Origin of the sequence: Reyranella sp., from assembly GCF_965228225.1 — a bacterium.
GTDB lineage: Bacteria > Pseudomonadota > Alphaproteobacteria > Reyranellales > Reyranellaceae > Reyranella.
Genome location: NZ_OZ245801.1, coordinates 2,290,976 through 2,316,673, shown reverse-complemented (window position 1 = coordinate 2,316,673; position 25,698 = coordinate 2,290,976). Strand labels below are relative to the sequence as shown.

Annotated in this window: 25 protein-coding genes; 21 read left to right on the top strand and 4 right to left on the bottom strand. The window is 67.3% G+C overall.

Annotated elements, in window-relative coordinates; translation table 11 throughout:
- Positions 1-89 precede the first annotated feature (89 nt).
- Positions 90-1,001, top strand: a complete 912-nt coding sequence (locus ACO07K_RS11095) for a LysR family transcriptional regulator (protein WP_422035991.1) — start codon at positions 90-92, stop codon at positions 999-1,001.
- A gap of 98 nt (positions 1,002-1,099) precedes the next feature.
- Here the strand turns inward: ACO07K_RS11095 and nthB are convergent, their stop codons facing one another.
- Both nthB and nthA read right to left on the bottom strand, forming a co-directional pair.
- Positions 1,100-1,717: a nitrile hydratase subunit beta gene (gene nthB / locus ACO07K_RS11090; RefSeq protein ID WP_422035990.1), complete on the bottom strand. Its 618-nt coding sequence runs from the start codon at positions 1,715-1,717 to the stop codon at positions 1,100-1,102.
- 14 nt (positions 1,718-1,731) lie between these two features.
- Positions 1,732-2,328 (bottom strand): nitrile hydratase subunit alpha, encoded by a 597-nt coding sequence (nthA, locus tag ACO07K_RS11085; RefSeq protein ID WP_422035989.1) that lies wholly within the window; start codon positions 2,326-2,328, stop codon positions 1,732-1,734.
- 119 nt (positions 2,329-2,447) lie between these two features.
- Between nthA and eno the strand changes: the two genes are divergently transcribed.
- The 10 genes from eno (at position 2,448) to ACO07K_RS11035 (ending at position 12,992) form a co-directional block, all read left to right on the top strand.
- On the top strand, positions 2,448-3,725 hold the full coding sequence (eno, locus tag ACO07K_RS11080) for a phosphopyruvate hydratase (RefSeq protein ID WP_422035988.1): 1,278 nt from the start codon (positions 2,448-2,450) through the stop codon (positions 3,723-3,725).
- A gap of 125 nt (positions 3,726-3,850) precedes the next feature.
- Entirely contained in the window at positions 3,851-4,780 is a 930-nt protein-coding gene (locus ACO07K_RS11075) for a bifunctional helix-turn-helix transcriptional regulator/GNAT family N-acetyltransferase (RefSeq protein ID WP_422035987.1), read from the top strand.
- Positions 4,780-5,673: a DMT family transporter gene (locus ACO07K_RS11070; protein WP_422035986.1), complete on the top strand. Its 894-nt coding sequence runs from the start codon at positions 4,780-4,782 to the stop codon at positions 5,671-5,673. Before ACO07K_RS11075 ends, ACO07K_RS11070 begins: the two co-directional genes overlap by 1 nt.
- Positions 5,674-5,815: 142 nt before the next feature.
- A complete protein-coding gene (locus ACO07K_RS11065; RefSeq protein WP_422013903.1) occupies positions 5,816-6,115 on the top strand; it encodes an FtsB family cell division protein in 300 nt (99 codons plus the stop codon).
- Positions 6,116-6,318: 203 nt separating this feature from the next.
- Positions 6,319-7,362: a pyruvate dehydrogenase (acetyl-transferring) E1 component subunit alpha gene (gene pdhA / locus ACO07K_RS11060; protein ID WP_422035985.1), complete on the top strand. Its 1,044-nt coding sequence runs from the start codon at positions 6,319-6,321 to the stop codon at positions 7,360-7,362.
- Between the two features lie 4 nt (positions 7,363-7,366).
- Positions 7,367-8,785, top strand: a complete 1,419-nt coding sequence (locus tag ACO07K_RS11055) for a pyruvate dehydrogenase complex E1 component subunit beta (protein ID WP_422035984.1) — start codon at positions 7,367-7,369, stop codon at positions 8,783-8,785.
- Positions 8,786-8,800: 15 nt separating this feature from the next.
- Positions 8,801-10,114, top strand: coding sequence for a pyruvate dehydrogenase complex dihydrolipoamide acetyltransferase (locus ACO07K_RS11050; RefSeq protein WP_422035983.1), 1,314 nt, complete (start codon positions 8,801-8,803; stop codon positions 10,112-10,114).
- Between the two features lie 9 nt (positions 10,115-10,123).
- Positions 10,124-11,536: a dihydrolipoyl dehydrogenase gene (gene lpdA / locus ACO07K_RS11045; RefSeq protein ID WP_422035982.1), complete on the top strand. Its 1,413-nt coding sequence runs from the start codon at positions 10,124-10,126 to the stop codon at positions 11,534-11,536.
- Positions 11,537-11,542: 6 nt separating this feature from the next.
- On the top strand, positions 11,543-12,502 hold the full coding sequence (lipA, locus tag ACO07K_RS11040) for a lipoyl synthase (protein WP_422035981.1): 960 nt from the start codon (positions 11,543-11,545) through the stop codon (positions 12,500-12,502).
- A 7-nt stretch (positions 12,503-12,509) separates the two neighbouring features.
- Positions 12,510-12,992 (top strand): type II toxin-antitoxin system RatA family toxin, encoded by a 483-nt coding sequence (locus ACO07K_RS11035; protein ID WP_422035980.1) that lies wholly within the window; start codon positions 12,510-12,512, stop codon positions 12,990-12,992.
- 46 nt (positions 12,993-13,038) lie between these two features.
- On the opposite strand, the gene ACO07K_RS11030 is transcribed toward ACO07K_RS11035, so the two are convergent.
- Together ACO07K_RS11030 and ACO07K_RS11025 are read right to left on the bottom strand one after the other, a co-directional pair.
- Positions 13,039-13,530: a CinA family protein gene (locus tag ACO07K_RS11030; RefSeq protein WP_422035979.1), complete on the bottom strand. Its 492-nt coding sequence runs from the start codon at positions 13,528-13,530 to the stop codon at positions 13,039-13,041.
- A gap of 7 nt (positions 13,531-13,537) precedes the next feature.
- Complete coding sequence (locus ACO07K_RS11025) at positions 13,538-14,701, bottom strand: bifunctional 2-C-methyl-D-erythritol 4-phosphate cytidylyltransferase/2-C-methyl-D-erythritol 2,4-cyclodiphosphate synthase (protein WP_422035978.1); 1,164 nt, start codon at positions 14,699-14,701, stop codon at positions 13,538-13,540.
- Between the two features lie 122 nt (positions 14,702-14,823).
- Between ACO07K_RS11025 and dusB the strand changes: the two genes are divergently transcribed.
- The 10 genes from dusB (at position 14,824) to ACO07K_RS10975 (ending at position 25,697) form a co-directional block, all read left to right on the top strand.
- Positions 14,824-15,831: a tRNA dihydrouridine synthase DusB gene (dusB, locus tag ACO07K_RS11020; protein ID WP_422035977.1), complete on the top strand. Its 1,008-nt coding sequence runs from the start codon at positions 14,824-14,826 to the stop codon at positions 15,829-15,831.
- A gap of 29 nt (positions 15,832-15,860) precedes the next feature.
- Entirely contained in the window at positions 15,861-16,940 is a 1,080-nt protein-coding gene (locus ACO07K_RS11015) for a two-component system sensor histidine kinase NtrB (protein WP_422035976.1), read from the top strand.
- Positions 16,937-18,412 carry a nitrogen regulation protein NR(I) gene (ntrC, locus tag ACO07K_RS11010; RefSeq protein ID WP_422035975.1) on the top strand — a complete coding sequence of 492 codons (1,476 nt, stop codon included), beginning with the start codon at positions 16,937-16,939 and terminating at the stop codon, positions 18,410-18,412. Before ACO07K_RS11015 ends, ntrC begins: the two co-directional genes overlap by 4 nt.
- 43 nt (positions 18,413-18,455) lie before the next feature.
- Positions 18,456-20,648 (top strand): ATP-binding protein, encoded by a 2,193-nt coding sequence (locus ACO07K_RS11005; protein WP_422035974.1) that lies wholly within the window; start codon positions 18,456-18,458, stop codon positions 20,646-20,648.
- 33 nt (positions 20,649-20,681) lie between these two features.
- The gene (locus ACO07K_RS11000) at positions 20,682-22,097 is read left to right on the top strand and encodes a sigma-54-dependent transcriptional regulator (protein WP_422035973.1); all 1,416 of its coding nucleotides are present in this window, start codon (positions 20,682-20,684) and stop codon (positions 22,095-22,097) included.
- A 15-nt stretch (positions 22,098-22,112) separates the two neighbouring features.
- On the top strand, positions 22,113-22,976 hold the full coding sequence (locus tag ACO07K_RS10995) for a D-amino-acid transaminase (protein WP_422035972.1): 864 nt from the start codon (positions 22,113-22,115) through the stop codon (positions 22,974-22,976).
- A complete protein-coding gene (locus ACO07K_RS10990) occupies positions 22,973-23,629 on the top strand; it encodes an HAD family hydrolase (RefSeq protein WP_422035971.1) in 657 nt (218 codons plus the stop codon). Before ACO07K_RS10995 ends, ACO07K_RS10990 begins: the two co-directional genes overlap by 4 nt.
- Before the next feature lie 105 nt (positions 23,630-23,734).
- Positions 23,735-23,980 (top strand): RNA chaperone Hfq, encoded by a 246-nt coding sequence (hfq, locus tag ACO07K_RS10985; protein ID WP_298318941.1) that lies wholly within the window; start codon positions 23,735-23,737, stop codon positions 23,978-23,980.
- 61 nt (positions 23,981-24,041) lie between these two features.
- Complete coding sequence (gene hflX / locus ACO07K_RS10980; RefSeq protein ID WP_422035970.1) at positions 24,042-25,340, top strand: GTPase HflX; 1,299 nt, start codon at positions 24,042-24,044, stop codon at positions 25,338-25,340.
- A gap of 69 nt (positions 25,341-25,409) precedes the next feature.
- Positions 25,410-25,697, top strand: coding sequence for a co-chaperone GroES (locus tag ACO07K_RS10975; RefSeq protein ID WP_298318937.1), 288 nt, complete (start codon positions 25,410-25,412; stop codon positions 25,695-25,697).
- The last annotated feature ends 1 nt before the right edge of the window (position 25,698 follow it).

Below are 25,698 nucleotides of genomic sequence, written 5' to 3'. Positions count from 1 at the left end.
CCCGGAATTTTGATTTGAGCCCTCCTTAGGGCTGCAGAAGGAGGTACGCAATTGGCGATGGATTATACAAATTTCTGATATAATCCCGTGTGGACCTGCATCAGCTTCGCTGCTTCCTCGCCGTTGCCGACGAACTCCATTTCGGCCGGGCGGCCCGCCGGCTCGAGATGCTGCCGTCGGCCCTCAGCCGCGACATCCGCCTGCTCGAAACCTCGCTCGGCACGCGGCTGCTGCTGCGGACCACGCGCAACGTGATGCTGTCGCAGGACGGCGCGGCTTTCGTCGACGATGCCCGAGCGTTGGTGACCCGTGCCGATGCGCTGGCCGCCGAGGTGCGCGAGCGGGGGCGCCGGCGTGCGCGCAGCCTCATCCGCATCGGCGCGATCGACACCGCAGCGGCCGGCCTGGTGCCGGCGCTGCTGCGCGATTTTCGCGAGCTGCACCCGTCGGCGGCCGTTCAACTGGTCGAGGACAAGACCATCCGCCTGGTGCCCAAGATCCTGTCCGGCCGGCTCGACATCGCCTTCATCCGGCCGCCCGAGCAACTCGACAAGCGGATCGAATGGCTGATGCTCTTCCACGAAACGCCCGTCGTCGCCGTGCCCTCGCGTCACCGGTTGGCAGGCCGCCGGCGGCTGTCGATCGAGGCGCTGGCGGGAGAGCCGATGATCGTGCCCGACAGAAGCTCTCGCCCGCACAGCCACGATCTCACGATCAAACTCTTTGAACGGGCCGGCTTGCGTCCCAACCTGTCGCAGATCGCCGAGGAAAAGCAGACCATCGTCCACCTGGTCGCGGCCGGGCTGGGCCTGGCCATCGTACCTCGACGGGCTTCGGGACTTGGCGTCGCGGGCGTGCGCTTCGTGCCGCTCGCCTCACGCGAGACGGCAGGGCTCGATCTCCTGCCAATGGCCGCGGCCTGGTTGCGCAATTCCCGCGACCCGCTGCGCGACGAACTGCTCGCCCTCTTGCGCCTCCCGCGCTACGCCGCGGGGGCTTGATTTTCTGTCATCCAGCTCAGCGAAGGATCCAGCGCTCATTCGGGAGTACTCTGGTCCTTCCGCCAGGTCCTTCGCTGCGCTCAGGACGACATTGATGACTACTTCGCGCGCTCCAGGTAGCTCTCGAACACGCCGACATGCACGAAGGCCGGGTCGGCCGCGTCGGACCACAGCTCGCGCGCGTCGAAGCGGACGTCGTAGGTCGGCTCGTGGTCGGCCTCGATGCCGTGGCCATGGGCGTCGGGGAACGGGTAGGGCGGCGACACGCCGACCACCACGCCGCTCTTGCCGCGGATGTAGCCCGGCATGCGGACATGGCCGGGCACGTAGTCTGTCTTCACCGTGACCTTGTCGCCGACCTTCAGTGTCTCGCGCGTGGCCACGTTGCTGCGGCCGGGCGCGCTGGGCAAGGCGAGAGGGAAGGCGCCCTGGGCGCGGCGCTCGAGTTCTTCCTGGGTGAGGATGCCCTTCTCGACGCAGAGCGTGGCGAGGCTGGTCAGCGAGCGCTCGTAGTAGCTGGCCGACAGATAGTGGCGCGGCTCCATGCGCTCGATGGCGTGGCGGTACTCGTCCATGTTGAAGATGCCGAGCTTCACTGCCAGCGAATAGAGCGCGTTGACCCGCTTCTCCCACGGCTCGTGGAAGGTCTGGGCGCGGAGCGAATAGCGGACCCGGCCGAAGCCCTGCTTGCCGCCGAGATCGTGCATGCCGTCCATGATGTCTCTCCGTTCTAGAGGCGCGAGACGCCGATCATGGAGTCCTTGGTGACCAGCCCGGCGAGCTTCTCCTCGGACCAGCCCTCCGTGCCTTCCGGGCGCACCGGCAGCACCATGTAGCGCGTGTCGGCCGTCGTATCCCAGACGCGGATCTCCATGTCGGCGGACAGGTCGAGCCCCATCTCCTTCAGCACGGTGCGCGACTGGCGCACGACGCGGGCGCGATACTCGAGGTCCTTGTACCAGTCCGGCGGCAGGCCGATGATCGAGAAGGCGGTGCACGAGCAGAGCGTGCAGCAGATCACGTTGTGAACGCTGGGTGTGTTCTCCAGCACGACCAGGTGCCGGTGATGCGGCGGCATCGAGAGGCCGAGCTCGGTCACGGCGTCGCGGCCGTTGGCGAACAGACGCTCGCGGAAGGCGGGATCGGTCCAGGCCTTGGCGACCACCCGTGCGCCGTTCTCCGGCACCCATTCCTCCTCGGCAAGATGCTTGAACTCGCGGATGAAGTTGGCGGGCTCCATGCCGCGCTCCTCGAACGCGGCCTCGATGGCGTCGGTCCGCGCCTCGACGGAGGCGGTGGCCTGATGGTGATGGGTCTGGTCGGGCATTGTTTTCTCCCAGGCGGCGGCAATTCAGGCCGTAAGTATAGGAAGCGCGCGCCATTGCGTCACTTGCTCCCCGCTGCCCACGCGGGCTAGACAGGCCGCGCCCAACAGGAGTTTTTCTCATGAGCGCCATCGCCGAAGTCCGCGGCCGCGAAATCCTCGACAGTCGTGGCAATCCCACCGTCGAAGTCGAAGTCGAACTCGACAGCGGCGCGACCGGCCGCGCGGCCGTCCCGTCCGGCGCCTCGACCGGCGCGCACGAGGCCGTCGAACTGCGCGACGGCGACAAGAAGCGCTACGGCGGCAAGGGCGTGCTCAAGGCGGTCGCCGCCGTCAACGGCGAGATCATGGACCTGCTGTCCGGCCTCGACGCGCTGGAGCAGATCAAGATCGACCGCGCCCTGATCGAGCTCGACGGTACCCCGAACAAGGGCCGCCTCGGCGCCAACGCGATCCTCGGCGCCTCGCTCGCCGTCGCCAAGGCCGCGGCGATGGACAGCGGCCTGCCGCTCTACCGCTATGTCGGCGGCAGCCAGGCCTCGGTGCTGCCGGTGCCGCTGATGAACATCATCAACGGCGGCGCCCATGCCGACAATCCGATCGACATCCAGGAATTCATGATCATGCCGGTGAAGGCCGACCGCTTCGCCGATGCGCTGCGCATGGGCGCCGAGGTCTTCCACGCGCTGCGCGGCCAGCTCCACGACGCCGGCCACAACACCAATGTCGGCGACGAGGGCGGCTTCGCGCCGAATCTCGCCACCGCCGACGAGGCGCTGTCCTTCGTCATGAAGGCGATCGAGAAGGCCGGCTACAAGCCCGGCGAGGACGTGATGCTGGCGCTCGACCCGGCCTCGACCGAGTTCTTCAAGAAGGGCAAGTACGAGATGGAGGGCGAGGGCAAGTCGTTCGATGCCGCCGGCATGGTCGACTACTACGCCGATCTCGTGAAGCGCTACCCGATCGTGTCGATCGAGGACGGCATGGCCGAGGACGACATGGCGGGCTGGAAGGCCATCACCGACAAGCTCGGCAAGAAGATCCAGCTGGTGGGCGACGACCTGTTCGTCACCAACCCGAAACGGCTGGAGCAGGGCATCAAGGACGGGCTGGCCAATGCGATCCTGGTCAAGGTCAACCAGATCGGCACGCTGACCGAGACGATGGAAGCCGTGTCCATGGCGCGCAACGCCAGCTACGGCGCCGTCATGTCTCACCGCTCGGGCGAGACCGAGGACGCGACCATCGCCGACCTCGCCGTTGCCACCAATTGCGGCCAGATCAAGACCGGCTCGCTGTCGCGCTCGGACCGCCTGGCCAAGTACAACCAGCTCCTGCGCATCGAGGAGCAGCTCGGCACCCAGGCCCGCTACGCCGGGACGTCGATCCTCCGCGGCTGAGCCGGGACCAATCGAGACGATCAAGGGTCGCTGCGGCGGCCCTTTTTCATGAACGGCCGAGGAGGGCGGTTAGTTGACGACGGCAATCATATGATTGACGATGGCAACCGTTAAGGGAGGTTGCCATGGCAGCGTCGTCGCTCGCGTCCCGCATCGAGGCGGTCCGCCGTTTCTCGCGTTTCTATACCCGCCGCATCGGCGTGCTCGAGGAAACGCTGCTGCACAGCCCCTTCACGCTCCCCGAGGGGCGGCTGGTCTATGAAATCGCCAATCGCGACCGGCCGACGGCGCAGGAGCTGTGCCGCGATCTCGGTCTCGATCCGGGCTATGTGAGCCGCCTGCTGAAGGGGCTGGAGAAGAGGGGCTGTCTCGCCCGCACACGCAGCCAGCAGGACAAGCGCGAGACGCAGCTCGCGCTCACCGCCAAAGGCCAGCAGCTCTGGGCGGCCATGAACGAGCAGTCGCGCCAGGACATCGCCAAACTGCTGGCCGAACTGCCGGTCGCGCGGCAGGACAGGCTGGTCAAGGCGCTGGAAACGGTCGAGAGGCTGCTCGACGAGCCGCCGGAGAAGCGCACGCCCCTCACCCTGCGGCCGCATCAGCCCGGCGACATGGGCTGGATCATCCGCCGCCAGACCCAGCTCTATGCCGACGAGCATGGCTGGGACGGCAGCTTCGAGGCCATGCTGGCGGAGATATCGGCGAAGTTCATCCGCAAGTTCGACCCCAAGTCGGACAATTGCTGGATCGCCGAGCGCAACGGCGAGATCGTGGGGTCGGTCTTCCTGGTGCGGGCCGGCAAGGCCACCGGCCAACTCCGCATGCTCTATGTCGAGCCGACGGCGCGCGGGCTGGGCATCGGCCAGAGCCTCGTCGCGGCCTGCATCGAGGATGCCCGCGCCAAGGGCTACCGGAAGCTGATGCTGTGGACCAACGACATCCTGGTCTCGGCCCGCAAGATCTACATCGCCGCCGGCTTCCGGCTGATCAAGGAAGAGAAGCACGACAGTTTCGGCAAGAAGCTGGTCGGGCAGTTCTGGAATCTCGACCTGTGATGCGCCCCGGCCCGCTCTGGGCCGCCGCCGGAACCGGTATCCAGGTCGGTGCCGCCATGGTGGCCACGCGCTACGTCGTCGATGCGGCGGGGCCGGGGTCGCTCGGGTTCCTGCGCTATCTGGTCGGGCTGATCTGCCTGGTGCCGGCCCTGTGGCTGCGGCCGTGGCAGCGCATCGCCGGCCGCGATCTCCTGCCGATCGGCCTGCTGGGCATCGGGCAGTTCGCGGCCCTGATGGTGCTGCTGAACTATTCGCTGCAGCACATCCCGGCCGCGCGGGCCTCGCTGCTGTTCTCGACCTTTCCGTTGATGACCATGATCCTCTCGGCGCTGCTCGGCCGGGAGCAATTCACGCTGGCGAAGGTCGGCGGCTCGCTGCTCACCTTTGCGGGCGTCGCGATCGCGCTCGGAGGCGCCGCGATGACGGCGCAGCCGGACCACGGATCGGTCTGGCTGGGGACGCTGTCGGCGCTCGGCGCGGCCCTCTGCGGCGCCGTCTGCTCGCTCTTCTATGCGCCCTATGTCGCGCGCAGCTCGGCGCTGCACGTTACCGCCTTCGCCATGTTCGTGGCGGTCCTGGCGCTCGCCGGCGTCGCCGCTGCCGAGGGCTTCTTCGCCGCATGGCCCTCGTTCACGGCCGGCGAGATGGCGGCCATCGCCTTCATCGGCGTGTCGAGCGGCGTCGGCTTCTTCCTCTGGGTCTATGCGCTGGGCAATGCGCCGCCGAGCCTGGTGACGCTGTTCCTCGGCCTCGGTCCGGTGACCGCGGCCCTCGGCGGCACGGCGCTGCTGGGCGAGCCCTTGCCCGTGGCCGCTCTGCTGGGGCTCGGCTGTGTCCTGGCGGGCCTGGGGTGGGCGCTGAAGCCCGCCCAGCGGGCCGCGCAAACGAAATAAACGAAATAAACGAAACAATCGAAACGAGAGTCGCACCCCGGGGGAACCTTGGGGTCGGAATGGCTTCGATATCGCCGCGCCAATCGAAAATTCTTGACGGAGGCCCACCATATGTTGCCATATGCCTGCAGGAACGCAGCATATGTTGTTGAGACCGCGTCAGATTCTGGCTCCCGTCATCTTCGCCACGGTGTTCGGCTATTTCGGATACCACTTGGTGAACGGTGATCGTGGACTCTTGGCCATGGCGCATCTCCAGCGCGAAGTGCTGGTTGCGGAACAGAACCTTGCCGAAGCCGAGGCGACCCGGAAGATCTGGGAGCGGCGCGTCGCGGCGCTGCGCAACCAGAGCCTCGAGCCCGACATGCTCGACGAGCGGGCGCGCGTGCTTTTGAACTTCGCGCGCAAGGACGACATCATCGTCTTCATGCCGACCCGCTGAAGCAGAGGTCCGCGCGACGATGACGCCTCGTTCAGCGTTCGCCTCGCGGTCATCTGAAAGAAACTGTCCGGTGCGATCCACCGTAGGCAAACAATCGCTCAAATGCTGCGGCGCACCCACGCCAGGCCTGTTTTTTCCAGCTAGATCAAATACATCGCCCTGAGCGATGCTATAAGCCGAAGCGCGTTCAAGAGGGGACTGCCATGGCGAAGCCGGCCACGAAGCCGAAAGACGATCCTTCTCCCGCCAAGGCGAAGTCGCCTCCGAATCTGGGGGACAACAGCGTGAGCCCCGACGAACTCAAGGCGCATTACCGCGACATGCTGCTGATCCGCCGCTTCGAGGAGCGGGCGGGCCAGCTCTACGGCATGGGCCTGATCGGGGGCTTCTGTCATCTCTACATCGGCCAGGAAGCGGTCGTGATCGGGATGCAGGCCAACGTCCGCGACAAGGACGCCGTCATCACCTCGTACCGCGACCATGGCCACATGCTGGCCTGCGGTATGGACCCCAAGGGCGTCATGGCCGAGCTGACGGGACGCAGCGGCGGCTACTCCAAGGGCAAGGGCGGCTCGATGCACATGTTCAGCCGCGAGAAGAGCTTTTACGGCGGCCACGGCATCGTCGGCGCCCAGGTGCCGATCGGCACCGGCCTCGCCTTCGCGCACAAGTACAACGGCAACGAGAACGTCTCGCTGACCTATTTCGGCGACGGCAGCGCCAACCAGGGCCAAGTCTACGAGGCCATGAACATGGCGGCTCTGTGGAAGCTGCCGGTGGTCTACATCATCGAGAACAACCGCTACGGCATGGGCACCTCGGTCGAGCGCGCCTCGGCCACGACCGAGCTCTATCGCCATGGCGAGGCCTTCGGCATTCCCGGCGAGCGGGTCGACGGCATGGACGTGCTGGCGGTGCGGGCGGCCGGCGAGAAGGCCATCGAGCATGCGCGCAGCGGGCAGGGGCCCTACATCCTCGAGATGCAGACCTATCGCTATCGCGGTCACTCGATGAGCGATCCGGCCAAGTATCGGACCAAGGAAGAGGTCGACAAGTTCCGCAACGAGCGCGATCCGATCGAGCACATCCGCAAGCGCCTGCTCGACGCCAAGATCATCGACGAGGCCGGGCTGAAGGCCATCGACACGGAGATCCGCAAGATCGTCAACGATGCCGCCGAATACTCGCAACACAGTCCCGAGCCCGATCCGTCGGAGCTGTGGACCGACATCCTGGTCGAGGCCTGATCCCATGAGCACTCAGGTTCTGATGCCGGCCCTGTCTCCCACCATGACCGAGGGCAAGCTCGCCAAATGGCACGTCAAGGTCGGCGATGAGGTGAAGTCCGGCCAGGTGATCTGCGAGATCGAGACCGACAAGGCCACGATGGAAGTCGAAGCCGTCGACGAAGGCACGGTCGCCAAGATCCTGGTCGAGGAAGGCACCGAGGGCGTCGCGGTCAACACGCCGATCTGCGTCCTCGCGGGCGAGGGCGAGGATGCGAGCACCGCGGCCGCCAGTGCCGCCGCTCCGCCGTCCGGCGGACACGATGCCACGCCACCGCCCGGCGGCAATGCGGCCAAGGCCGACGTGCCGAACACCGAAGGCAAGCCCAAGGCCGAGATGGCGCCCCAGCCGGTGGCGGCCCCGGCCGCCGCGCCGGCACCCGAGCCGGAATGGAAGGGGGGGACGCAGCACATCACGGTGCGGGAGGCCCTGCGCGAGGCGATGGCCGCCGAGATGCGCGCCGACAAGTCCGTCTTCCTGATGGGCGAGGAAGTCGCCCAGTACCAGGGCGCCTACAAGATCAGCCAGGGCCTGCTGGAGGAGTTCGGCGACAAGCGCGTCATCGACACGCCGATCACCGAGCACGGCTTCGCCGGCCTCGGCGTCGGCGCGGCGTTCGGCGGGCTGAAGCCGATCGTCGAGTTCATGACCTTCAACTTCGCCATGCAGGCGATCGACCAGATCATCAACTCGGCGGCCAAGACGCATTACATGTCGGGCGGCCAGATGACCTGCCCGATCGTGTTCCGCGGTCCCAACGGCGCGGCCTCGCGCGTCGCCGCCCAGCATTCGCAATGCTACGCGAGCTGGTACGCCCATGTGCCGGGCCTGCGCGTGCTGGCGCCGTGGAGCGCCGCCGACGCCAAGGGTCTCCTTCGTGCCGCGATCCGCGACCCGAATCCGGTGATCTTCCTCGAGAACGAGATCCTCTACGGCCAGTCGTTCGACGTGCCGGAGGATCCCGACTTCGTGCTGCCGATCGGCAAGGCGAAGATCGAGCGCGCCGGCAAGGACGTCACGATCGTCGCCTTCTCGATCATGGTCGGCAAGGCGCTGCAGGCGGCCGAGGAGCTGGCCAAGATCGGGATCGACGCCGAGGTCATCAACCTGCGCTCGCTGCGCCCGTTCGACACCGAGACGATCGTCGAGTCGGTCAAGAAGACCAACCGGCTGGTTTCCTGCGAGGAGGGCTGGCCGTTCGCCGGCATCGGTTCCGAACTCTCGGCGCTGATGATGGAGCACGCCTTCGATTACCTCGATGCGCCGGTGAAGCGCGTCGCCGGTCTCGACGTGCCGCTGCCCTATGCCGCGAACCTCGAGAAGATGGCGCTGCCGCAATCCTCTCACATCGTCGAGGCCGCGCGCGCGGTCTGCAATCGCTGAGACGGGAGAGCCGGCATGTCCATCAACATCCTGATGCCCGCGCTCTCGCCCACCATGACGGAGGGCAAGCTCGCCAAGTGGCACGTCAAGGTCGGTGACACGGTCAAGTCCGGCCAGGTCGTCTGCGAGATCGAGACCGACAAGGCCACGATGGAAGTCGAGGCCGTCGACGAGGGCAAGGTAGGCCAGATCCTCGTCGAGGAAGGCACCGAAGGCGTTGCCGTGAACGCCGTCATCGCCGTGCTGCTCGAGGAAGGCGAAAAGGAAGTCGCCAAGTCGGCGGCCCCCGCGGCCGAAAAGCCGGCGCCCAAGGCCGAGGAGAAGCCTGCGGACAAGCCCGCCGAGAAGCCGGCGGCGCCGGCAGCGGCGCCCGCACCAGCGGCCAAGCCGGCCGCGCCCGCCGCGTCGTCCGGTGGTACCCGTATCTTCGCCTCGCCGCTGGCTAGGCGCATCGCGGCGGAGAAGGGCATCGACCTCGCCGGCCTCAAGGGCTCGGGCCCGAACGGCCGCATCGTCAAGGCCGATGTCGAGAATGCCAAGCCCGGTGCGGCGCCCGTGGCGCCCGCGGCGTCTCAGGCCCCGAAGGCCGCGGCCAAGGCCGCGGCGCCGCCCGCCGGCGGCCAGCCGGTGTTCGTGGCGCCCGGCGACAGCCGCGTGCCGCACACCAGCATCCGCAAGGTCATCGCCCGGCGCATGCTCGAGTCCAAGCAGACCGTCCCGCACTTCTACCTGACGGTCGACTTCGAGATCGACGCGCTGCTGACGGCACGCACCGCAATCAACGCGGTGGTCGAGAAGAAGGGCACCAAGGTCTCGGTCAACGACATGGTGATCAAGGCCTGCGCCAAGGCGCTGCGCGACCATCCGGAGTGCAACGCCTCGTGGACCGAGGAGGAGATGATCCAGTACGGCGCGGTCGACATCTCCGTCGCCGTCGCCACCGATCGCGGCCTCATCACGCCGATCGTGCGCAACGCCGACATGAAGGGCCTGGCGCAGATCTCGATCGAGATGAAGGACCTCGCCAGCCGCGCCAAGAGCGGCAAGCTGAAGCTCGAGGAGTTCCAGGGCGGCGGCTTCACCATCTCCAACCTCGGCATGTTCGGCATCCGCGACTTCGGCGCCATCATCAACACGCCGCAGGCCATGATCCTGGCCGTCGGCGCGGGCGAGGAGCGGGTCGTGGTCCGCAAGGGCGAGATGGTCATCCGAAACATCATGAGCTGCACGCTGGCCGTCGATCACCGCGTGGTGGACGGCGCCCTGGGCGCGCAGTTCCTGCAGACCCTCAAGGCGTATATCGAGCAACCCGCCGCGATGCTGGCCTAGGAGCACGTCATGGCCGAAACCAGTTTCGATCTCATCGTCGTGGGCGGCGGGCCGGGCGGCTATGTCGCCGCGATCCGCGCCGCGCAGCTCGGGCTCAAGACCGCCGTGGTCGAGCGCGAGCATATGGGCGGCATCTGCCTCAACTGGGGCTGCATTCCGACCAAGGCGCTGCTGCGCACCTCGGAGGTCTACGGCCTCATCAAGCATGCCGAGGCCTATGGGCTCTCGGTCAAGGACGTGTCGTTCGATCCGAAGAAGATCGTCGAGCGCTCGCGCAAGGTCGCGAGCCAGCTGAGCAACGGCGTTTCGATGCTGATGAAAAAGAACAAGATCACGGTGTTTGACGGCACGGCGAAGCTGGCCGGCACCGACGGCGCCAAGCGCAAGGTCGCGGTCGCGCTGAAGGACAAGAGCAACGTCACCCTGACGGCCAAGGACGTGATCCTGGCCACCGGCGCCCGCGCGCGCCAGCTTCCCGGCCTCGAGGCCGACGGCAAGCTGGTGTGGAGCTACAAGGAAGCGATGGTGCCGCCGGAATTCCCGAAGTCGCTGCTGGTCATCGGCTCGGGCGCGATCGGCATCGAGTTCGCGAGTTTCTATCGCACGATGGGTGCCGAGGTGACGGTGGCCGAGGTCATGGACCGCGTGCTGCCGGTTGAGGATGCCGAGGTCTCCGCCTTCGCCAAGAAGGCGTTCGAGAAGCAGGGCATGAAGATCCTGACCAGCGCCACCGTGTCGGACCTGAAGAAGGGCGCCAACAATGTCACGGCCACCATCACGGTCGGCGGCAAGGCGCAGGAGATCACGGTCGACCGCGTCATCAGCGCCGTCGGCATCGTGGGCAATGTCGAGAATATCGGCCTCGAAGGCACCAAGGTGAAGGTCGAGAAGACCCACATCGTGATCGACCCGTGGGGCTTCACGGGCGAGCCGAACGTCTATGCGATCGGCGACGTCGCCGGCCCGCCCTGGCTCGCCCACAAGGCGATGCACGAGGGCGTGCTGGTGGTCGAGAAGATCGCCGGCGTGAAGGGCGTGCACCCGATGAAGACCGAGAACATCCCGGGCTGCACCTACTGCCAGCCGCAGGTCGCGAGCATCGGCCTGACCGAGGCGGCGGCCAAGGCCAAGGGGCTGGAGCTCAAGGTCGGCAAATTCCCCTTCATCGGCAATGGCAAGGCGATTGCCCTTGGCGAGCCCGAGGGCTTCATCAAGACGATCTTCGACGCCAAGACCGGCGAGCTTCTGGGCGCCCACATGATCGGCGCCGAGGTCACCGAGCTGATCCAGGGCTACAGCATCGCCAAGACGCTGGAGACCACCGAGGCCGAACTGATGGCCACGGTGTTCCCGCATCCCACCCTGTCGGAGATGATGCACGAGTCGGTACTGGCGGCGTACGGCCGGACGCTCCATATCTAGACGATCATGGACGGAACCCTCGACAAGCTTTCCCTGAGCCGGGCGGAGCGCCACCCGGAAAAGGCCCATCGCCCCGACAACCCCATCCAGCGCAAGCCGGATTGGATCAGGGTGCGTGCACCGAACTCGCCCGAATATGCCGAGACCAAGCGGCTGATGCGCGAGCTCAAACTCACGACGGTGTGCGAGGAAGCGGCCTGCCCGAACATCGGCGAGTGCTGGAAGCAGAAGCATGCGACCTTCATGATCATGGGCGAGACCTGCACCCGGGCCTGCGCCTTCTGCAACGTGGCGACCGGCAAGCCGGGTGCGCTGAACCCGCATGAGCCGGCCAACATCGCCGAAGCCGTCGGCAAGCTCGGCCTCGGCCATGTCGTGGTCACGTCCGTCGACCGCGACGACCTCGCCGATGGCGGGGCAGGGCACTTCGCCGAGGTGATCACCGCGCTGCACAAATCGGCGCCCAAGACCACGATCGAGATCCTGACGCCCGATTTCATGCGCAAGGCCGGCGCCATCGAGACGGTGGTCGCGTCGCGGCCCGACGTCTTCAACCACAATCTCGAGACCGTGCCGCGCCTCTATCCGACCATCCGGCCCGGCGCGCGCTACTTCACCTCGTTGCGCCTGCTGGCCCGCGTGAAGGAAATCGATCCCGCGATGTTCACCAAGTCCGGCCTGATGGTCGGGCTGGGCGAGACCCGCGAGGAGATCCTGCAGGTCATGGACGACCTGCGCGCCGCCGACGTCGACTTCCTGACGGTCGGCCAGTACCTGCAGCCGACGCCCAAGCACGCCGCGCTCGACCGTTTCTGGACGCCGGCCGAATTCTCCGAACTCGCCCAGATGGCGCGCGCCAAGGGCTTCCTCATGGTCTCGTCCTCGCCGCTGACCCGCTCGAGCTATCACGCCGGCGACGACTTCGCGCGCCTCAAGGCCGCGCGTCAGGCGCAGCTCAAAGGCTGACGGTCCCTTGGCTACGCGTCATCAGGAACGGCGAGTCGTTCCGTTCCAACCGCGGCAGTTGTTCGACCTGGTCGCCGACGTGCCGCGCTACCCCGAGTTCCTGCCCTGGTGTTTCGCCGGCCGCATCCGCCGGCGCGAAGGACCGAACGTGGAGATCGCCGAACTGGCGATCGGCTTCGGTCCGTTCCACGAGAAGTTCGTGTCGCGGGTCGAGCTCTTCCCCGACGATCCGGAAGGCATGCGCATCGTCACGACGGGGACCGAGGGCCCGTTCCGGCTGCTCCGGAGCCGCTGGCTCTTCAAGCCCCATCCGGAGGGCACGCAGATCGACTTCGAACTCGAATTCGATTTTCGCTCGATCCTGCTCCAGAAGACGGTGCAGCTCCTGTTCGCCGAAGCCGTCCGCCGCATGGTCTCGGCCTTCGAGGCGAGGGCGACGCAGCTTTATGGTGCGCCCTCGAAACCGGTCGGCGCCAAACTGTCGTCCTGAGCCAGGTGTCGCAGGCACACAGTCGAAGGACGAGGGTGTTTTGCTTCTACCGCTCCGCCAGCTTCGCCAGCATGGCGAGCGCCGTGATGACCGTGAGGCGGCGGATGCCGTCGCGGTCGCCGGGGAAGATGTGGTGTTCTGTCACCGGCTCGAAGCCCGAGCGCGCGGCGCCGAAATGGACCAGGCCCACCGGCTTCTCGGGCGAGCCGCCGCCGGGGCCGGCGACGCCGGTAACCGACACCGAGAGCTGCGCGCCCGAGCGGGCGAGGGCGCCCGTGGCCATTGCGCGCGCCACCGGCTCGCTCACCGCGCCATGGCTCACGATCGCCTCCCACGGCACGTCCAGCATCTCGCGCTTGGCCTCGTTGGAATAGGTGACGAAGCCGCGGTCCACGACATCCGACGAGCCGGCAATCGCGGTGAGGGCGGCGGCGATCAGGCCGCCGGTGCAGGACTCGGCCGTGACGACCTTGAAGCCGCGCTTGCGGCAGGCGAACAGGACGTGCTCCGCGGCTTCCCGCATCTCGTGATCGAACATGTGCCGCTCAGCTCCCTGGAAGTTCTACGGTCGCAATGGCCTGGGCCGCGATGCCTTCGCGCCGGCCGGTGAATCCCAATCCTTCGGTCGTCGTGGCCTTGACGCTCACGCGCCCGGCCGCAACGCCCGCGATGGCGGCGATGCTGTTCGCCATGGCCTCGCGATGAGGTCCGACCTTGGGGGCTTCGCAGACGATAGTGACATCGAGATGAACGATGCGGCCGCCGCGCGCCGCCACGAGATCCACGGCGTGACGCAGGAACCGGTCGGAGGACGCGCCGCGCCATTGCGGATCGGAGGGCGGGAAGTGCTTGCCGATATCGCCGGCGGCGATCGTGCCGAGCACGGCGTCGGTCAACGCATGCAGTGCCACGTCGGCATCGGAGTGACCGGCGAGCGCATGGGTGTGTGGGATGGCGATGCCGCCCAGCATGACGGCATTGCCCGGGGCGAAGCCGTGAACGTCGAAGCCGAAGGCTGTGCGGGTTTCCATGGCAGGGGAGGCGAGGTCGGCCGTCGTTGTGATCTTGCGGTTATCTTCGCTGCCCGGGACTATGACAAGCGTGAGCCCTGCGCGCTCCGCGACCGCGGCATCGTCGGTCAGCGCGGTCGTCTCGTCGGCGGCGAGCGACGCCGCCGCGCGATGAGCGGCCAGCAGCGGGGCGAAGCGGAAGACCTGGGGCGTCTGCGCGCGCCACAGGTCGCGCCGCGGCACGGTCTCGCTGATCGTCCCGCCGGCACCAACGCGCTTCAGTGTGTCGGCGAGGGGAATGCCGAGGATGGCGCCGTCGACTCCGTTCGCCGAGGCGGCGGCGAGGCAGGCCTCTATGTCGGCCGGTCGAACGAAGGGGCGGGCCGCGTCGTGGATCGCGATGAATTCGGGTGCCGCAGCGGCGAGCGCTTCGAGGCCGTTCAGGACGGACTGCTGGCGGCTGCTTCCACCCTGCACCGCACGGGGCAGGCCCAGGCCCTGCGTCGCCGCTGCGTAGCGTGCGTCATCCTCCGGACCGATCACCACGAGCACCCGGTCGATCGCGGGCGTGTTCCTAAAGACGGAAATGGTCCGCCGCAGGACGGGCTCGCCGTCCAAAAGCGCATATTGCTTGGGCAGTGGGCCACCGAAGCGGCTGCCGCGGCCGGCGGCGACGATGAGGGCTGTACAACGGGTCACACCCCTCAATAACACTGGCTTCGGGGATTGCGCACTTCCGACCCTTGCGCAGTTTGGCGGCACAGGCTATTGCTCGCTCAATTATTGTGCACTGCACAAGATGCCTATAAACTGAACAAAGAATGCAAAACGCACACCGCCTCAAACCCGTCGACATCGGCCCCGTTCGTATCGAGGACCCCGTCATCCTGGCCCCGCTGTCGGGTGTCAGCGACATGCCCTTCCGCCAGATGGTGAAGCGGCGTGGCGCAGGGCTCGTGGTTTCGGAGATGATCGCGTCCGCCGCGATGGTCCGCGAGAACCGCAAGACGCTGATGATGGCCAAGACCACGCCGGAAGAATTTCCGATGTCGGTCCAGCTCGCGGGCTGCGAGCCCGAGGTCATGGCCGAGGCCGCCAGGCTCAACGAGGATCGCGGTGCTGCGATCATCGACATCAATTTCGGCTGTCCGGTGAAGAAGGTCGTGAACGGCCATGCCGGTTCGTCGCTGATGCGCGACGAGGTCCATGCCGCGAAGATTCTCGAAGCGACGGTCAAGGCGGTGAAGCTGCCGGTCACGCTCAAGATGCGGACCGGCTGGGACTCGACCAACCGCAACGCCCCGAACCTCGCGCGCATCGCCGAGGCGTGCGGCATCCGGATGCTGACCGTGCACGGCCGCACGCGCTGCGACTTCTACGAAGGCCACGCCGACTGGGGCTTCATCCGCTCCGTCAAGGAGGCCACCAGCCTGCCGGTGATCGTGAATGGCGACATCAACACGCTCGACGACGTCGACCAGGCGCTGGAACAGTCGGGTGCCGACGGGATCATGATCGGCCGCGGCGCCTATGGCCGCCCGTGGTTCCTCAACCAGGCGATCCACTATCTGCGAACGGGCGAGCGTCTGCCCGATCCCTCGATCGCCGAGCAGTACGCGGCGGTGCGCACGCATTTCGAGGCGATGCTCGAACATTATGGAATGGAGACCGGTGTGCGCATGGCCCGCAAGCATCTCGGCTGGTACTCCAAGGGGCTTCCAGCCTCGGCCGATTTCAGGGCGGCGCTCAACCGCGAGACCGACGCCGGCAAGGTGCGGAGCATGCTCGCTTCGTTCTTCCTGCCGGCCGTGGAGCGGCAGGCAGCCTGATGTCCCTGCGCCCTCTCAAACGGAACGGCATGAGCGATCAGTTTCCGACGGCTCTTCTCGATTCGCTCTCGGAAGCGATCATCGTCGTCGATGCAAATGGCCAGATGCACTACGCCAACCTCTCGGCCGAGCAGTTCTTCGGCGTCGGCCGGGCCCGCCTGGTCGGCCATCCGCTGAGTGAGTTCATTCCCGAGGACACGCCGCTGTTCTCGCTGCTGGAGCAGGTCCTGGTGACCGGTGGCGCGGTCGCCGAAAACGGCGTGACGCTCGCCTCGCCGCGCATCGGCACGCGCTTCTGCGCGCTCCGCCTCTCGCCGGTCGTCGACAGCGAAGGGCTGGTGGCGATCTCGCTGGTCGAGCAGACGATCGCCCGCAGTATCGACCGCCAGCTGTCGCACCGCAGCGCCGCCCGCTCGGTGAGCGCGCTGGCCGCGATGCTGGCGCACGAGGTCAAGAACCCGCTGTCCGGCATCCGCGGCGCCGCCCAGCTTCTCGAACAGTCCGTGCCGGATTCCGATCGCGAGCTCACAGAGCTGATCTGCGAGGAGACCGACCGCATCGTCGCGCTGGTCGACCGCATGGAGGCCTTCGCCGACGGCCGCCCGATCGAGCGCGGGCCGATCAACATCCATCAGGTTCTGAACCACGTGCGCCGCCTGTCGCAGAACGGCTTCGGCAAAGGGGTACGCTTCATCGAGACCTACGATCCGTCGCTGCCGGACGTGCATGGCGACCGCGACCAGCTCATCCAGGTGTTCCTGAACCTGGTGAAGAATGCCTGCGAGGTCCCGGGCGACGTCGATCGCGAGATCGAACTGTCGACGGCCTACCGTCACGGGCTGCGGCTGGCCGTGCCCGGGCAGCAGACGAGGGTTAACCTGCCGCTGGTCGTTTCCGTGCGCGACAACGGCCGAGGCGTGTCGGACGAGATCCGCAGTCACCTGTTCGACGCGTTCGTGACCAACAAGCCCACCGGAACCGGCCTGGGTCTTGCTTTGGTCGCCAAGATCATCAACGACCATGGCGGCGCGATCGAGTTCGATAGCGAGCCTGGCCGCACATCATTCAGGGTCATGTTGCCGCTCCAGTTCCCGCAGGCCACGCCATGAGCGAAGGCACCACCATCCTCGTCGCCGACGACGATCGCGCCATTCGCACCGTCCTGCATCAGGCCCTCGGCCGGCAGGGTCACACGGTCCGCAGCACCGGGACCGCCTCGACGCTCTGGCAATGGATCCAGGAAGGCGAGGGGCAGCTCGTCATCACCGACGTGGTGATGCCCGACGAGAACGGCCTCGACCTGGTGCCGCGCATCCGCAAGCTGCGGCCGGACCTGCGCATCATCGTCATGAGCGCGCAGTCCACCCTGCTCACGGCGGTGCGGGCGACGGAGCGCGGCGCCTTTGAGTACCTGCCCAAGCCATTCGACCTCAACGAACTGATCTCGGTGGTGAACCGCGCGCTGTCGGCGCCGGCGGCTTCGATGCCGCGCGCGGTGCAGCCTCCGGAAGAGGGCGAGCGCCTGCCGTTGATCGGCCGTTCGCCGGCGATGCAGGAAATCTATCGCGCGCTGGCCCGCCTGATGGCGACCGACCTGACCGTGATGGTCACCGGCGAGTCGGGCGCGGGCAAGGAACTGGTGGCGCGCGCGCTGCACGATTACGGCAAGCGCCGGAAGGGTCCGTTCATCGCCCTGAACATGGCGGCGATCCCCCGCGAGCTGATCGAGAGCGAGTTGTTCGGCCACGAGCGCGGCGCCTTCACCGGCGCGGTCCAGCGCTCGGCCGGCAAGTTCGAGCAGGCCTCGGGCGGAACCCTGTTCCTCGACGAAATCGGCGACATGCCGCCGGAGGCCCAGACCCGCCTGCTGCGCGTGCTGCAGGAAGGCGAGTACATGACGGTCGGCGGCCGCACGCCGATCAAGGCGAACGTCCGCATCGTGGCGGCGACCCATCGCGACCTGCGCCGGCTGATCCAGCAGGGCCTGTTCCGCGAGGATCTGTTCTATCGCCTGAACGTGGTTCCGATCCGCCTGCCGCCGCTGCGCGAGCGCCTCGACGACATTCCCGAGCTCGCCAACCACTATCTCCAGGCGGCGACCGCCGACGGACTGCCGACCAAGGTCCTGTCGCCCGAGGCGATGGCGCGGCTGAAGCAGCATCGCTGGCCGGGCAACGTGCGCGAGCTCGTCAATCTCGTGCGGCGCCTGTCCGCGCTCTACTCCGAGGAAATCATCGGCGTGGAGACGATCGAGGCCGAGCTGGCCGACGCCGTGTCGGCGATGGAGCCGTCGTCGGACTCGTCGGAAACGGCTGAAGACGTCTCACTGGCCGACGCGGTCGACCGTCACCTCCAGGCAATGTTCAACGCGCATGGTGACCGGCTGCCGCCGGACGGCATGTATGATCGTGTCATCTCGGAGGTGGAGAGGCCCTTGCTCGCGCTGGCGCTGGGGGCTACGCGAGGGAATCAGTTGCGTGCAGCCCGCCTCCTGGGGCTCAATCGCAACACGTTGCGCAAGAAGATAAAGGACCTCGACGTCCCCGTGGTTCGCACGCCGCAGGTTCGCCGAGGCGGGTGATTTTGTGACAGCTGCGCTGGGCGTTTCACGCTTGGGCGACAAGATGAGCGCGGTGCTCCGCAGCCTGAGTGGCCGGGTCGCCGCCGTCTCGTTGGCCATCCTCGCCATGGCTGCCGGCGGCGCCACCTACGCGTGGCTGGCCGGCTTCGTGCCGGAATCTTTCAGCACGCGCGGCTGGATGACGGGCCTGTTGGTGGCCGACCTGGTCATCGCCATCGCCTTGGTCTCCGTGGTTGCCGTCCGCCTGACCCAGCTCTGGCTCGACCGCCGCCGCGGCGCGGCGGGCTCGCGCCTGCACATGCGGCTGGTGCTGGTCTGCAGCATCTTCACCATCACGCCGACGGTCATCGTCACCATCATCCTGTCGATGCTGGTGATCAGCTTCACCGACTTCGTCGTGAAACCCTCGCAGGCCTCCTACGAGGCGGCGCGCGCCATCGGCGAGCCGGTTCGCCGCGCCCGCGAGCAGGAGATCCTCAACGACATCGAAGCGATCTCCGCTCCGCTGCAGGCCGAGGGGGTGGACGCGGTGCGCGATCCGGCGGCAACCAAGGCGATGCTGGAGCGGTTGATCGAGGGCCGGCCGATCATCGAGGCCACGGTGCTCGATGCCGACAAGGGTGTGATCGCCCAGGCCAAGGCGCCGGATGCGAAGGGCATGGCCAATCCCGTGCCACCCGCCCAATTCCTCTGGCAGGCGGTGAACCAGGCGCGTCCGGTCCAGATCGAATCGCCGACCGGCGCCTACTTCGTGATGCAGCTGTTCGTCGGCGAGCCGCTGTTCCTCGCGACCGGCCACGCCGTCGACCTTCGGGTGGTCGACTACATCAAGAGCATCGAGTTCGCCGGCTCCTTCTATTCGCAGATCGAATCGGCGCTGCGGCGCAGCCAGCTGATCATCTTCGTGGTCTGCGGCGCCATCGCCTTTCTGATGCTGCTGGCCGCAGTCTGGCTCGCCATCCTGTTCGCGACCCGCCTCACCGAGCCGATCGGCGGACTGATGCAGGCGGCTGAGCGGGTGAGGGGCGGCGATCTCACCGCCCGCGTCGAGGAGGGACCGCCCAACGACGAGCTGGGCCAGCTCGCGCGCTCGTTCAACCGCATGGCCAGCCAGATCGAGCAGCAACGCGGCGAACTGGTGCACGCCAACACCGAGCTCGACACCAGACGCCGTCTCACCGACGCGGTTCTCGCGGGCGTTTCCGCCGGCGTGCTGAGCGTCGACGGCGAGGGCATCGTCATGCGCTCCAACCGCTCGGCACTGGACCTGCTGGCCCTGCCCGAGGACGGCGTGCTGGGGCGGCCGCTGATCTCAGTCATGCCGGAACTCGGCCCGCTGGTCGCCCAGGCGGGCGAGCGGCCAGACCGGATGACCCAGGGCCAGGTCGAGATCCTGCAGCGCGGCGCCCGGCAGATCCTGCTGGTCCGCATCAGCGCCGCCAGCGGCGCCGGCTACGTCGTCACCTTCGACGATGTCACCGACCTGATGTCGGCGCAGCGCATGGCGGCGTGGGGCGACGTCGCTCGCCGCATCGCGCACGAGATCAAGAACCCGCTGACGCCGATCCAGCTCTCGGCCGAGCGGCTGAAGCGCCGCTACCTGAAGCAGATCAAGGAGGATCCCGAAACCTTCTCGATGTGCACCGACACGATCATCCGCCAGGTCGGCGACATCGGCCGCATGGTCGACGAGTTCTCCTCCTTCGCCCGCATGCCGCGCCCGACCGTGAAGGAAGAGGATGCGAAGGAGCTGTGCCAGCAGGCCCTGTTCCTGCAACGCAACGGCAATCCCGGGATCCGCTACACGGTAAACCTTCCCGGCCATCCGGTGCCGCTGAACTGCGATCGCCGCCAGGTCTCGCAGGTGCTTACCAACATCCTGAAGAACTCGGCCGAGGCGATCGAGGGCAGGGACGAGCAGCCGGACACGCCTTTGCCACAGGGCGAGATCGGCCTGTCGCTGATCGAGGACGAGACCGGCCTGCGCATCGTCGTCGAGGACAATGGCCGTGGATTGCCCAAGGAGGGCCGCGAGCGGCTCACCGAGCCCTACATGACCACCCGCGCCAAGGGCACCGGCCTCGGTCTCGCGATCGTGAAGAAGATCATGGAGGACCATGGCGGGTTCCTGTCGCTGCAGGATCGCGAGGGTGGCGGCGCCCGCATCAGTCTGGTATTCCGGCGAGACGCGAAGGAAATCGCGTCGGCTCCACCGCACGTGACAGCCGCACAATGACCCGCCGGTTCCATGCGGGCTGCTTGAAGTGACATGGCCCACGATATTCTGATCGTCGATGACGAACGCGATATCTGCACACTGATCGCCGGCATCCTCGAGGACGAGGGTCACACCGCGCGCCGTGCCCACAACAGTACCGAAGCGATCGAGGCGGTCCGGCAGCGTCGGCCGGCGCTCGTCATCCTCGACGTCTGGCTTCAGGGCAGCGAACTCGACGGGCTGCAGATCCTCGAGGTCATCCGCCGCGAGGATCCGCCGATCCCCGTCGTGATGATCAGCGGTCACGGCACCATCGACACCGCGGTGTCGGCGATCAAGAGCGGCGCCTACGACTTCGTCGAGAAGCCGTTCAAGGCCGATCGCCTGCTGCTCGTCGTCGACCGCGCCATCGAGGCCGACAAGCTGAAGCGCGAGAATGTGGCGCTGCGCCGGCGCGCCGGCGGCGAGGTGACCTTCGTGGGCTCCTCCAGCGATGCCGCCAGCGCGCGCGCGCAGATCGAGAAGGTGGCGCCGACCGGCAGCCGCGTCCTCATCACCGGCGCCTCCGGCTCGGGTAAGGAAACGGTGGCGCGGCTGATCCATCAGGGGTCGAAGCGCGCCGACGGGCCGTTCGTCGTCGTCAATTGTTCGACCCTGCCGGCCGAGCGCCTGGAGATCGAACTGTTCGGCACCGACGGCGACACCGATGCCGAGGCGCTGCGAGTGTCGGGAGCCTTCGAGATGGCCCATGGCGGCACGCTTGTGCTCAAGGAAGTGGCCGATCTGCCGCTGCCGCTGCAGGGAAGGCTGGCGCGGGTGCTGCATGAACAGTCCTATGCCCGCGACGGCGGCAGGACCAAGGTCGAGATCGACGTGCGGGTCCTGGCCACGACGGCGCGCGACCTCCAGGAGGAGAGCGCCGGCGGCCGGTTCCGCGAGGATCTGTTCCACCGTCTGAACGTCGTGGGTCTACGCGTGCCTCCGCTCAGCGAGCGCCGCGAGGACATTCCCGAACTGGCGCTCGATCTCCTGAAGCGTGTGGCCGACGCCACCGGCCTGCCGGCGCGGGCGATCGGCGAGGACACACAGGCGGCGCTGCAGGGCCACGACTGGCCGGGCAACGTGCGGCAGTTGCGCAACGTCATCGAACGCCTGCTCATCCTGGCGCCGCCGGGCGGCGCGCCGATCCGCGCCGACGTCCTGCCCAACGACGTGAGCGAGGACGCGCCGTCGGTCCTGCGCTGGGAGAAGGGCGGGGAGATCATGCAGCTGCCGCTGCGCGACGCGCGCGAGGTCTTCGAGCGCGAATACCTGCTCGCGCAGGTGACGCGCTTCGGCGGCAACATTTCACGGACGGCCACCTTCGTCGGCATGGAACGCTCCGCCTTGCATCGCAAGCTGAAGTCGCTCGGTCTGCACGGTGGTCTGCCCGAGGGCAACGGCACCGGTGCCGAGCCGTCGGTCTGAGGAGGAGAGGGCGTCATGGCGCGTTTTGCCTATGTCAACGGTCGGTACGTCGACCATCGTGCAGCGAGCGTCCATATCGAGGACCGCGGCTACCAGCTGGCCGACGGCGTCTACGAGGTGGTGGGCGTGCGCGACGGCAAGCTGATCGACGAGACGCCGCACATCGACCGGCTCGACCGATCGCTCAAGGAGCTGCGGATCGGCTGGCCGGTGTCGCGCAACACGATGGGCTTCATCCTGCGCGAGCTGATGCGGCGCAACCGCCTGCGTGACGGGCTGGTCTACATCCAGGTGACGCGCGGCGTCTCCCGGCGCGACCACGGCTTTCCGACCACGCCAGTGAAGCCCGCTCTGGTGATGACCACCAAGGCCACCAGGCATATCGAGGCCGATGCGGGTCCGGGCGTCGCCGTGAAGAGCATGCCCGACATCCGCTGGGAGCGTTGCGACATCAAGACGGTGGCGCTGCTGCCGAACGTGCTGGCCAAGCAGGCGGCGCGCGAGGCCGGCGCCTACGAGGCTTGGCTGCTCGACGACAAGGGCTGCGTCACGGAAGGCGCGTCGACCAACGCGTGGATCGTGACCGACGACGGCGAGCTGGTGACCCGTCAGACCGACAACGGCATCCTGTCCGGCATTACGCGCCAGACACTGAAGTCGATCTGCAATTCGCTCCAGCTCAAGTTCGTCGAGCGGCCCTTCACCCTCGACGAGGCCAAGAAGGCGAAGGAAGCCTTCATCACCAGCGCCACCTCCTTCGTGACGCCGGTCGTGAAGATCGACGGCGACAAGGTGGGTGACGGCAAGGTCGGTGCGACGGCGCGGCGCCTGCGCGAGGAATATGTCCGCTTCTCGGAGGCGGGAGAGGCCGTAACGTGAGCCTGCCGGAGGGCCTGAGGCCGCCGCGCGCCGTGCTGTTCGACTGGGACAACACGCTGGTCAACACCTGGCCGACCATCGTCGAGTGCTACCGCGACACCTTCACCGCACTCGGGCTGACGCCGTGGACCGCCGCCGAGGTCCAGGACCGCGCCCACGGCTCCCTGCGTGAAGTCTTCCCGAGCCTGTTCGGCGACCGGGCAGGGGAGGCGGAGCGGGTGTTCTACGAGACCTTCCTGCGCATCCATCTCGAGCGGCTGGAGCCGCTGGACGGCGCCGACACCCTGCTCGCGCACTGCCACGCCAAGGGCCTCTACGTGGCGATCGTCAGCAACAAGGTCGGCGACAATCTCCGGGCCGAGGTCGCGCATCTCGGCTGGGGCAAATGGATCGCCCGGTCCGTCGGCGCGCGCGACGCCGCCCGCGACAAACCAGCGCCGGACCCCATCTATCTCGCCCTCGACGGCACGGGAATTGCCCCGGACGAGAGCGTGTGGATGGTGGGAGACACCCAGGCCGACCTCAAGAGTGCACACGCGGCCGGGTGCCTGCCCGTTCTCGTGGGGGGCGCGGACGAGTTGTCCGGTTCCCTGCTGGAGCATCCACCGAGACTGCGAGCGCGTAATTGTCATCAGCTGGTGGCATTGCTTTGAGACCAACCTCCCCTATATACGAGGCGACTCGGTAGCGGGGAGAGACCCCGTACCCCCAATCCGGCCACCCTCTGGCAGCCGGTCGCCCACCAAGAGGCCAAGAATATGAGCGAAAAGGCACAGAACGTTCAGGACGTCTTCCTGAACCACCTTCGGAAGAACAAGACTGCGGTCACGATCTTCCTCGTGAACGGCGTGAAGCTGCAGGGCATCGTCACGTGGTTCGACAATTTCTCGGTGCTGCTGCGCCGCGACGGGCACTCGCAGCTTGTCTACAAGCACGCGATCTCGACCATCATGCCGGTCACTCCGGTGCAGCTGTTCGACGGGGACAAGGCCGACGCAGGCTGATTTGATCGACGAATTCGAGCAAGACCAAGAGGAAAAGCGCGCACGGCAGCCGTTGGAGACCGTGCGTCCCGCAACGGTCGCTTCGGTCGTCTGCCCCTATACGGCCGGACCGCGCGGTCGCGGCAGCGAACGCGACAGCCAGGCCAAACTCGAGGAAGCGGTGGGCCTCGCGCGGGCGATCGACCTCGACGTGCGGCTGGAGCAGGTCGCGCCGCTGCGCCAGATCACGCCCGCCACGCTGCTCGGCAAGGGCGTCGTCGCCCGGATCGCGCAGGCCGTGGAGGAGCTGGGCATCGGCCTGGTCGTCGTCGACGACAGACTGACGCCGGTCCAGCAACGCAACCTCGAGAAGGCCTGGCAGGCCAAGGTGATCGACCGCACCGGCCTGATCCTGGAGATCTTCGGCGCGCGCGCGCGCACGCATGAAGGGCGCCTGCAGGTCGAACTGGCCGCGCTCGACTACCAGCGCGGCCGTCTCGTGCGGTCGTGGACCCATCTCGAGCGCCAGCGCGGCGGCTTCGGCTTCCTGGGCGGCCCCGGCGAATCGCAGATCGAGATCGATCGCCGCCTGATCGGCGAGCGGATCGTCCGCATCAAGCGCGACCTCGAAAGCGTGCGCAAGACCCGCGCCGTCAACCGCGCCGGCCGCAAAAAGGCGCGCCTGCCCACCGTGGCGCTGGTCGGCTACACCAATGCCGGCAAGTCGACGCTGTTCAATCGCATGTCGGGTGCCGAGGTGATGGCCAAGGACCTGCTCTTCGCCACGCTCGATCCGACGATGCGGTCGATCAAGCTGCCGAATGGCAAGTCCTGCGTCCTCTCCGACACGGTCGGTTTCGTCTCCGATCTGCCGACGCATCTGGTCGCCGCCTTCCGCGCCACCCTGGAAGAGGTGATCGAGGCCGACCTGATCGTGCATGTGCGCGACATCTCCCATCCCGACACCGAGCAGCAGCGCGCCGACGTTGAAGAGGTGCTGCAGGCGCTCGGGGCGCTGGACGAGGCGGGGGGCCGCCCGTTCATCGAGGCGCTGAACAAGGTCGATGCGCTGCCCGAGGAGGTGCGCCAGACCCTCGAGACCCGGACCGCTACCGGCGCCGAACGCGCCCGGCAATACCCGGTCTCGGCGCTGACCGGCGAGGGGGTGGAGCGGCTGCTCAACGCCATCGCCGACCTTCTGGGGGCCGCCGGCGAGGCGCGCGAAGTCTCGGTGCCGCTCGCCGACGGGGCAACCATCGCCTGGCTTTATCGCCACGGCGAAGTGCGCAGCCGCCGGGATGAGGGCGATACCGCCTGGCTCACCGTCGCGCTCGATGCCGCCGCGGCCGCCCAGTTCGAACGCCGCCAGCAGGTGCGCTGACAGCTCTGCGTTGACACTCAACGGGCGCCCTTTCTATAAGCGCCCAAACCTCAGGACGAAGGAAACACCATGGCTTTCAAGCCTTTGCACGATCGAATTCTGCTGAAGCCGGTGGCCGCCGAGACCCGCACCAAGGGCGGACTGATCATTCCCGACACGGCCCAGGAAAAGCCGATGCAGGGCAAGGTCGTCGCGGTCGGCAAGGGCCGCCGCCTCGAGGACGGCCGCCTGCAGGAGCTGGGCGTCAAGGTCGGCGACACGGTCCTCTACGGGAAGTGGGCCGGCACCGAGGTGAAGCTCGGCGGCGAGGATCACGTGATCCTGAAGGAAGAGGACCTGTTCGGCGTCGTCGGCTGAG

Coding starts and splice junctions, on each gene's coding strand:
- nthB (WP_422035990.1), bottom strand. CDS start 1,717: ATGGACGGCATGCACGATCTCGGCGGCAAGCAGGGCTTCGGCCGGGTC.
- nthA (WP_422035989.1), bottom strand. CDS start 2,328: ATGCCCGACCAGACCCATCACCATCAGGCCACCGCCTCCGTCGAGGCG.
- eno (WP_422035988.1), top strand. CDS start 2,448: ATGAGCGCCATCGCCGAAGTCCGCGGCCGCGAAATCCTCGACAGTCGT.
- ACO07K_RS11075 (WP_422035987.1), top strand. CDS start 3,851: ATGGCAGCGTCGTCGCTCGCGTCCCGCATCGAGGCGGTCCGCCGTTTC.
- ACO07K_RS11070 (WP_422035986.1), top strand. CDS start 4,780: ATGCGCCCCGGCCCGCTCTGGGCCGCCGCCGGAACCGGTATCCAGGTC.
- ACO07K_RS11065 (WP_422013903.1), top strand. CDS start 5,816: ATGTTGTTGAGACCGCGTCAGATTCTGGCTCCCGTCATCTTCGCCACG.
- pdhA (WP_422035985.1), top strand. CDS start 6,319: ATGGCGAAGCCGGCCACGAAGCCGAAAGACGATCCTTCTCCCGCCAAG.
- ACO07K_RS11055 (WP_422035984.1), top strand. CDS start 7,367: ATGAGCACTCAGGTTCTGATGCCGGCCCTGTCTCCCACCATGACCGAG.
- ACO07K_RS11050 (WP_422035983.1), top strand. CDS start 8,801: ATGTCCATCAACATCCTGATGCCCGCGCTCTCGCCCACCATGACGGAG.
- lpdA (WP_422035982.1), top strand. CDS start 10,124: ATGGCCGAAACCAGTTTCGATCTCATCGTCGTGGGCGGCGGGCCGGGC.
- lipA (WP_422035981.1), top strand. CDS start 11,543: ATGGACGGAACCCTCGACAAGCTTTCCCTGAGCCGGGCGGAGCGCCAC.
- ACO07K_RS11030 (WP_422035979.1), bottom strand. CDS start 13,530: ATGTTCGATCACGAGATGCGGGAAGCCGCGGAGCACGTCCTGTTCGCC.
- dusB (WP_422035977.1), top strand. CDS start 14,824: ATGCAAAACGCACACCGCCTCAAACCCGTCGACATCGGCCCCGTTCGT.
- ACO07K_RS11015 (WP_422035976.1), top strand. CDS start 15,861: ATGAGCGATCAGTTTCCGACGGCTCTTCTCGATTCGCTCTCGGAAGCG.
- ntrC (WP_422035975.1), top strand. CDS start 16,937: ATGAGCGAAGGCACCACCATCCTCGTCGCCGACGACGATCGCGCCATT.
- ACO07K_RS11005 (WP_422035974.1), top strand. CDS start 18,456: ATGAGCGCGGTGCTCCGCAGCCTGAGTGGCCGGGTCGCCGCCGTCTCG.
- ACO07K_RS11000 (WP_422035973.1), top strand. CDS start 20,682: ATGGCCCACGATATTCTGATCGTCGATGACGAACGCGATATCTGCACA.
- ACO07K_RS10995 (WP_422035972.1), top strand. CDS start 22,113: ATGGCGCGTTTTGCCTATGTCAACGGTCGGTACGTCGACCATCGTGCA.
- hfq (WP_298318941.1), top strand. CDS start 23,735: ATGAGCGAAAAGGCACAGAACGTTCAGGACGTCTTCCTGAACCACCTT.
- ACO07K_RS10975 (WP_298318937.1), top strand. CDS start 25,410: ATGGCTTTCAAGCCTTTGCACGATCGAATTCTGCTGAAGCCGGTGGCC.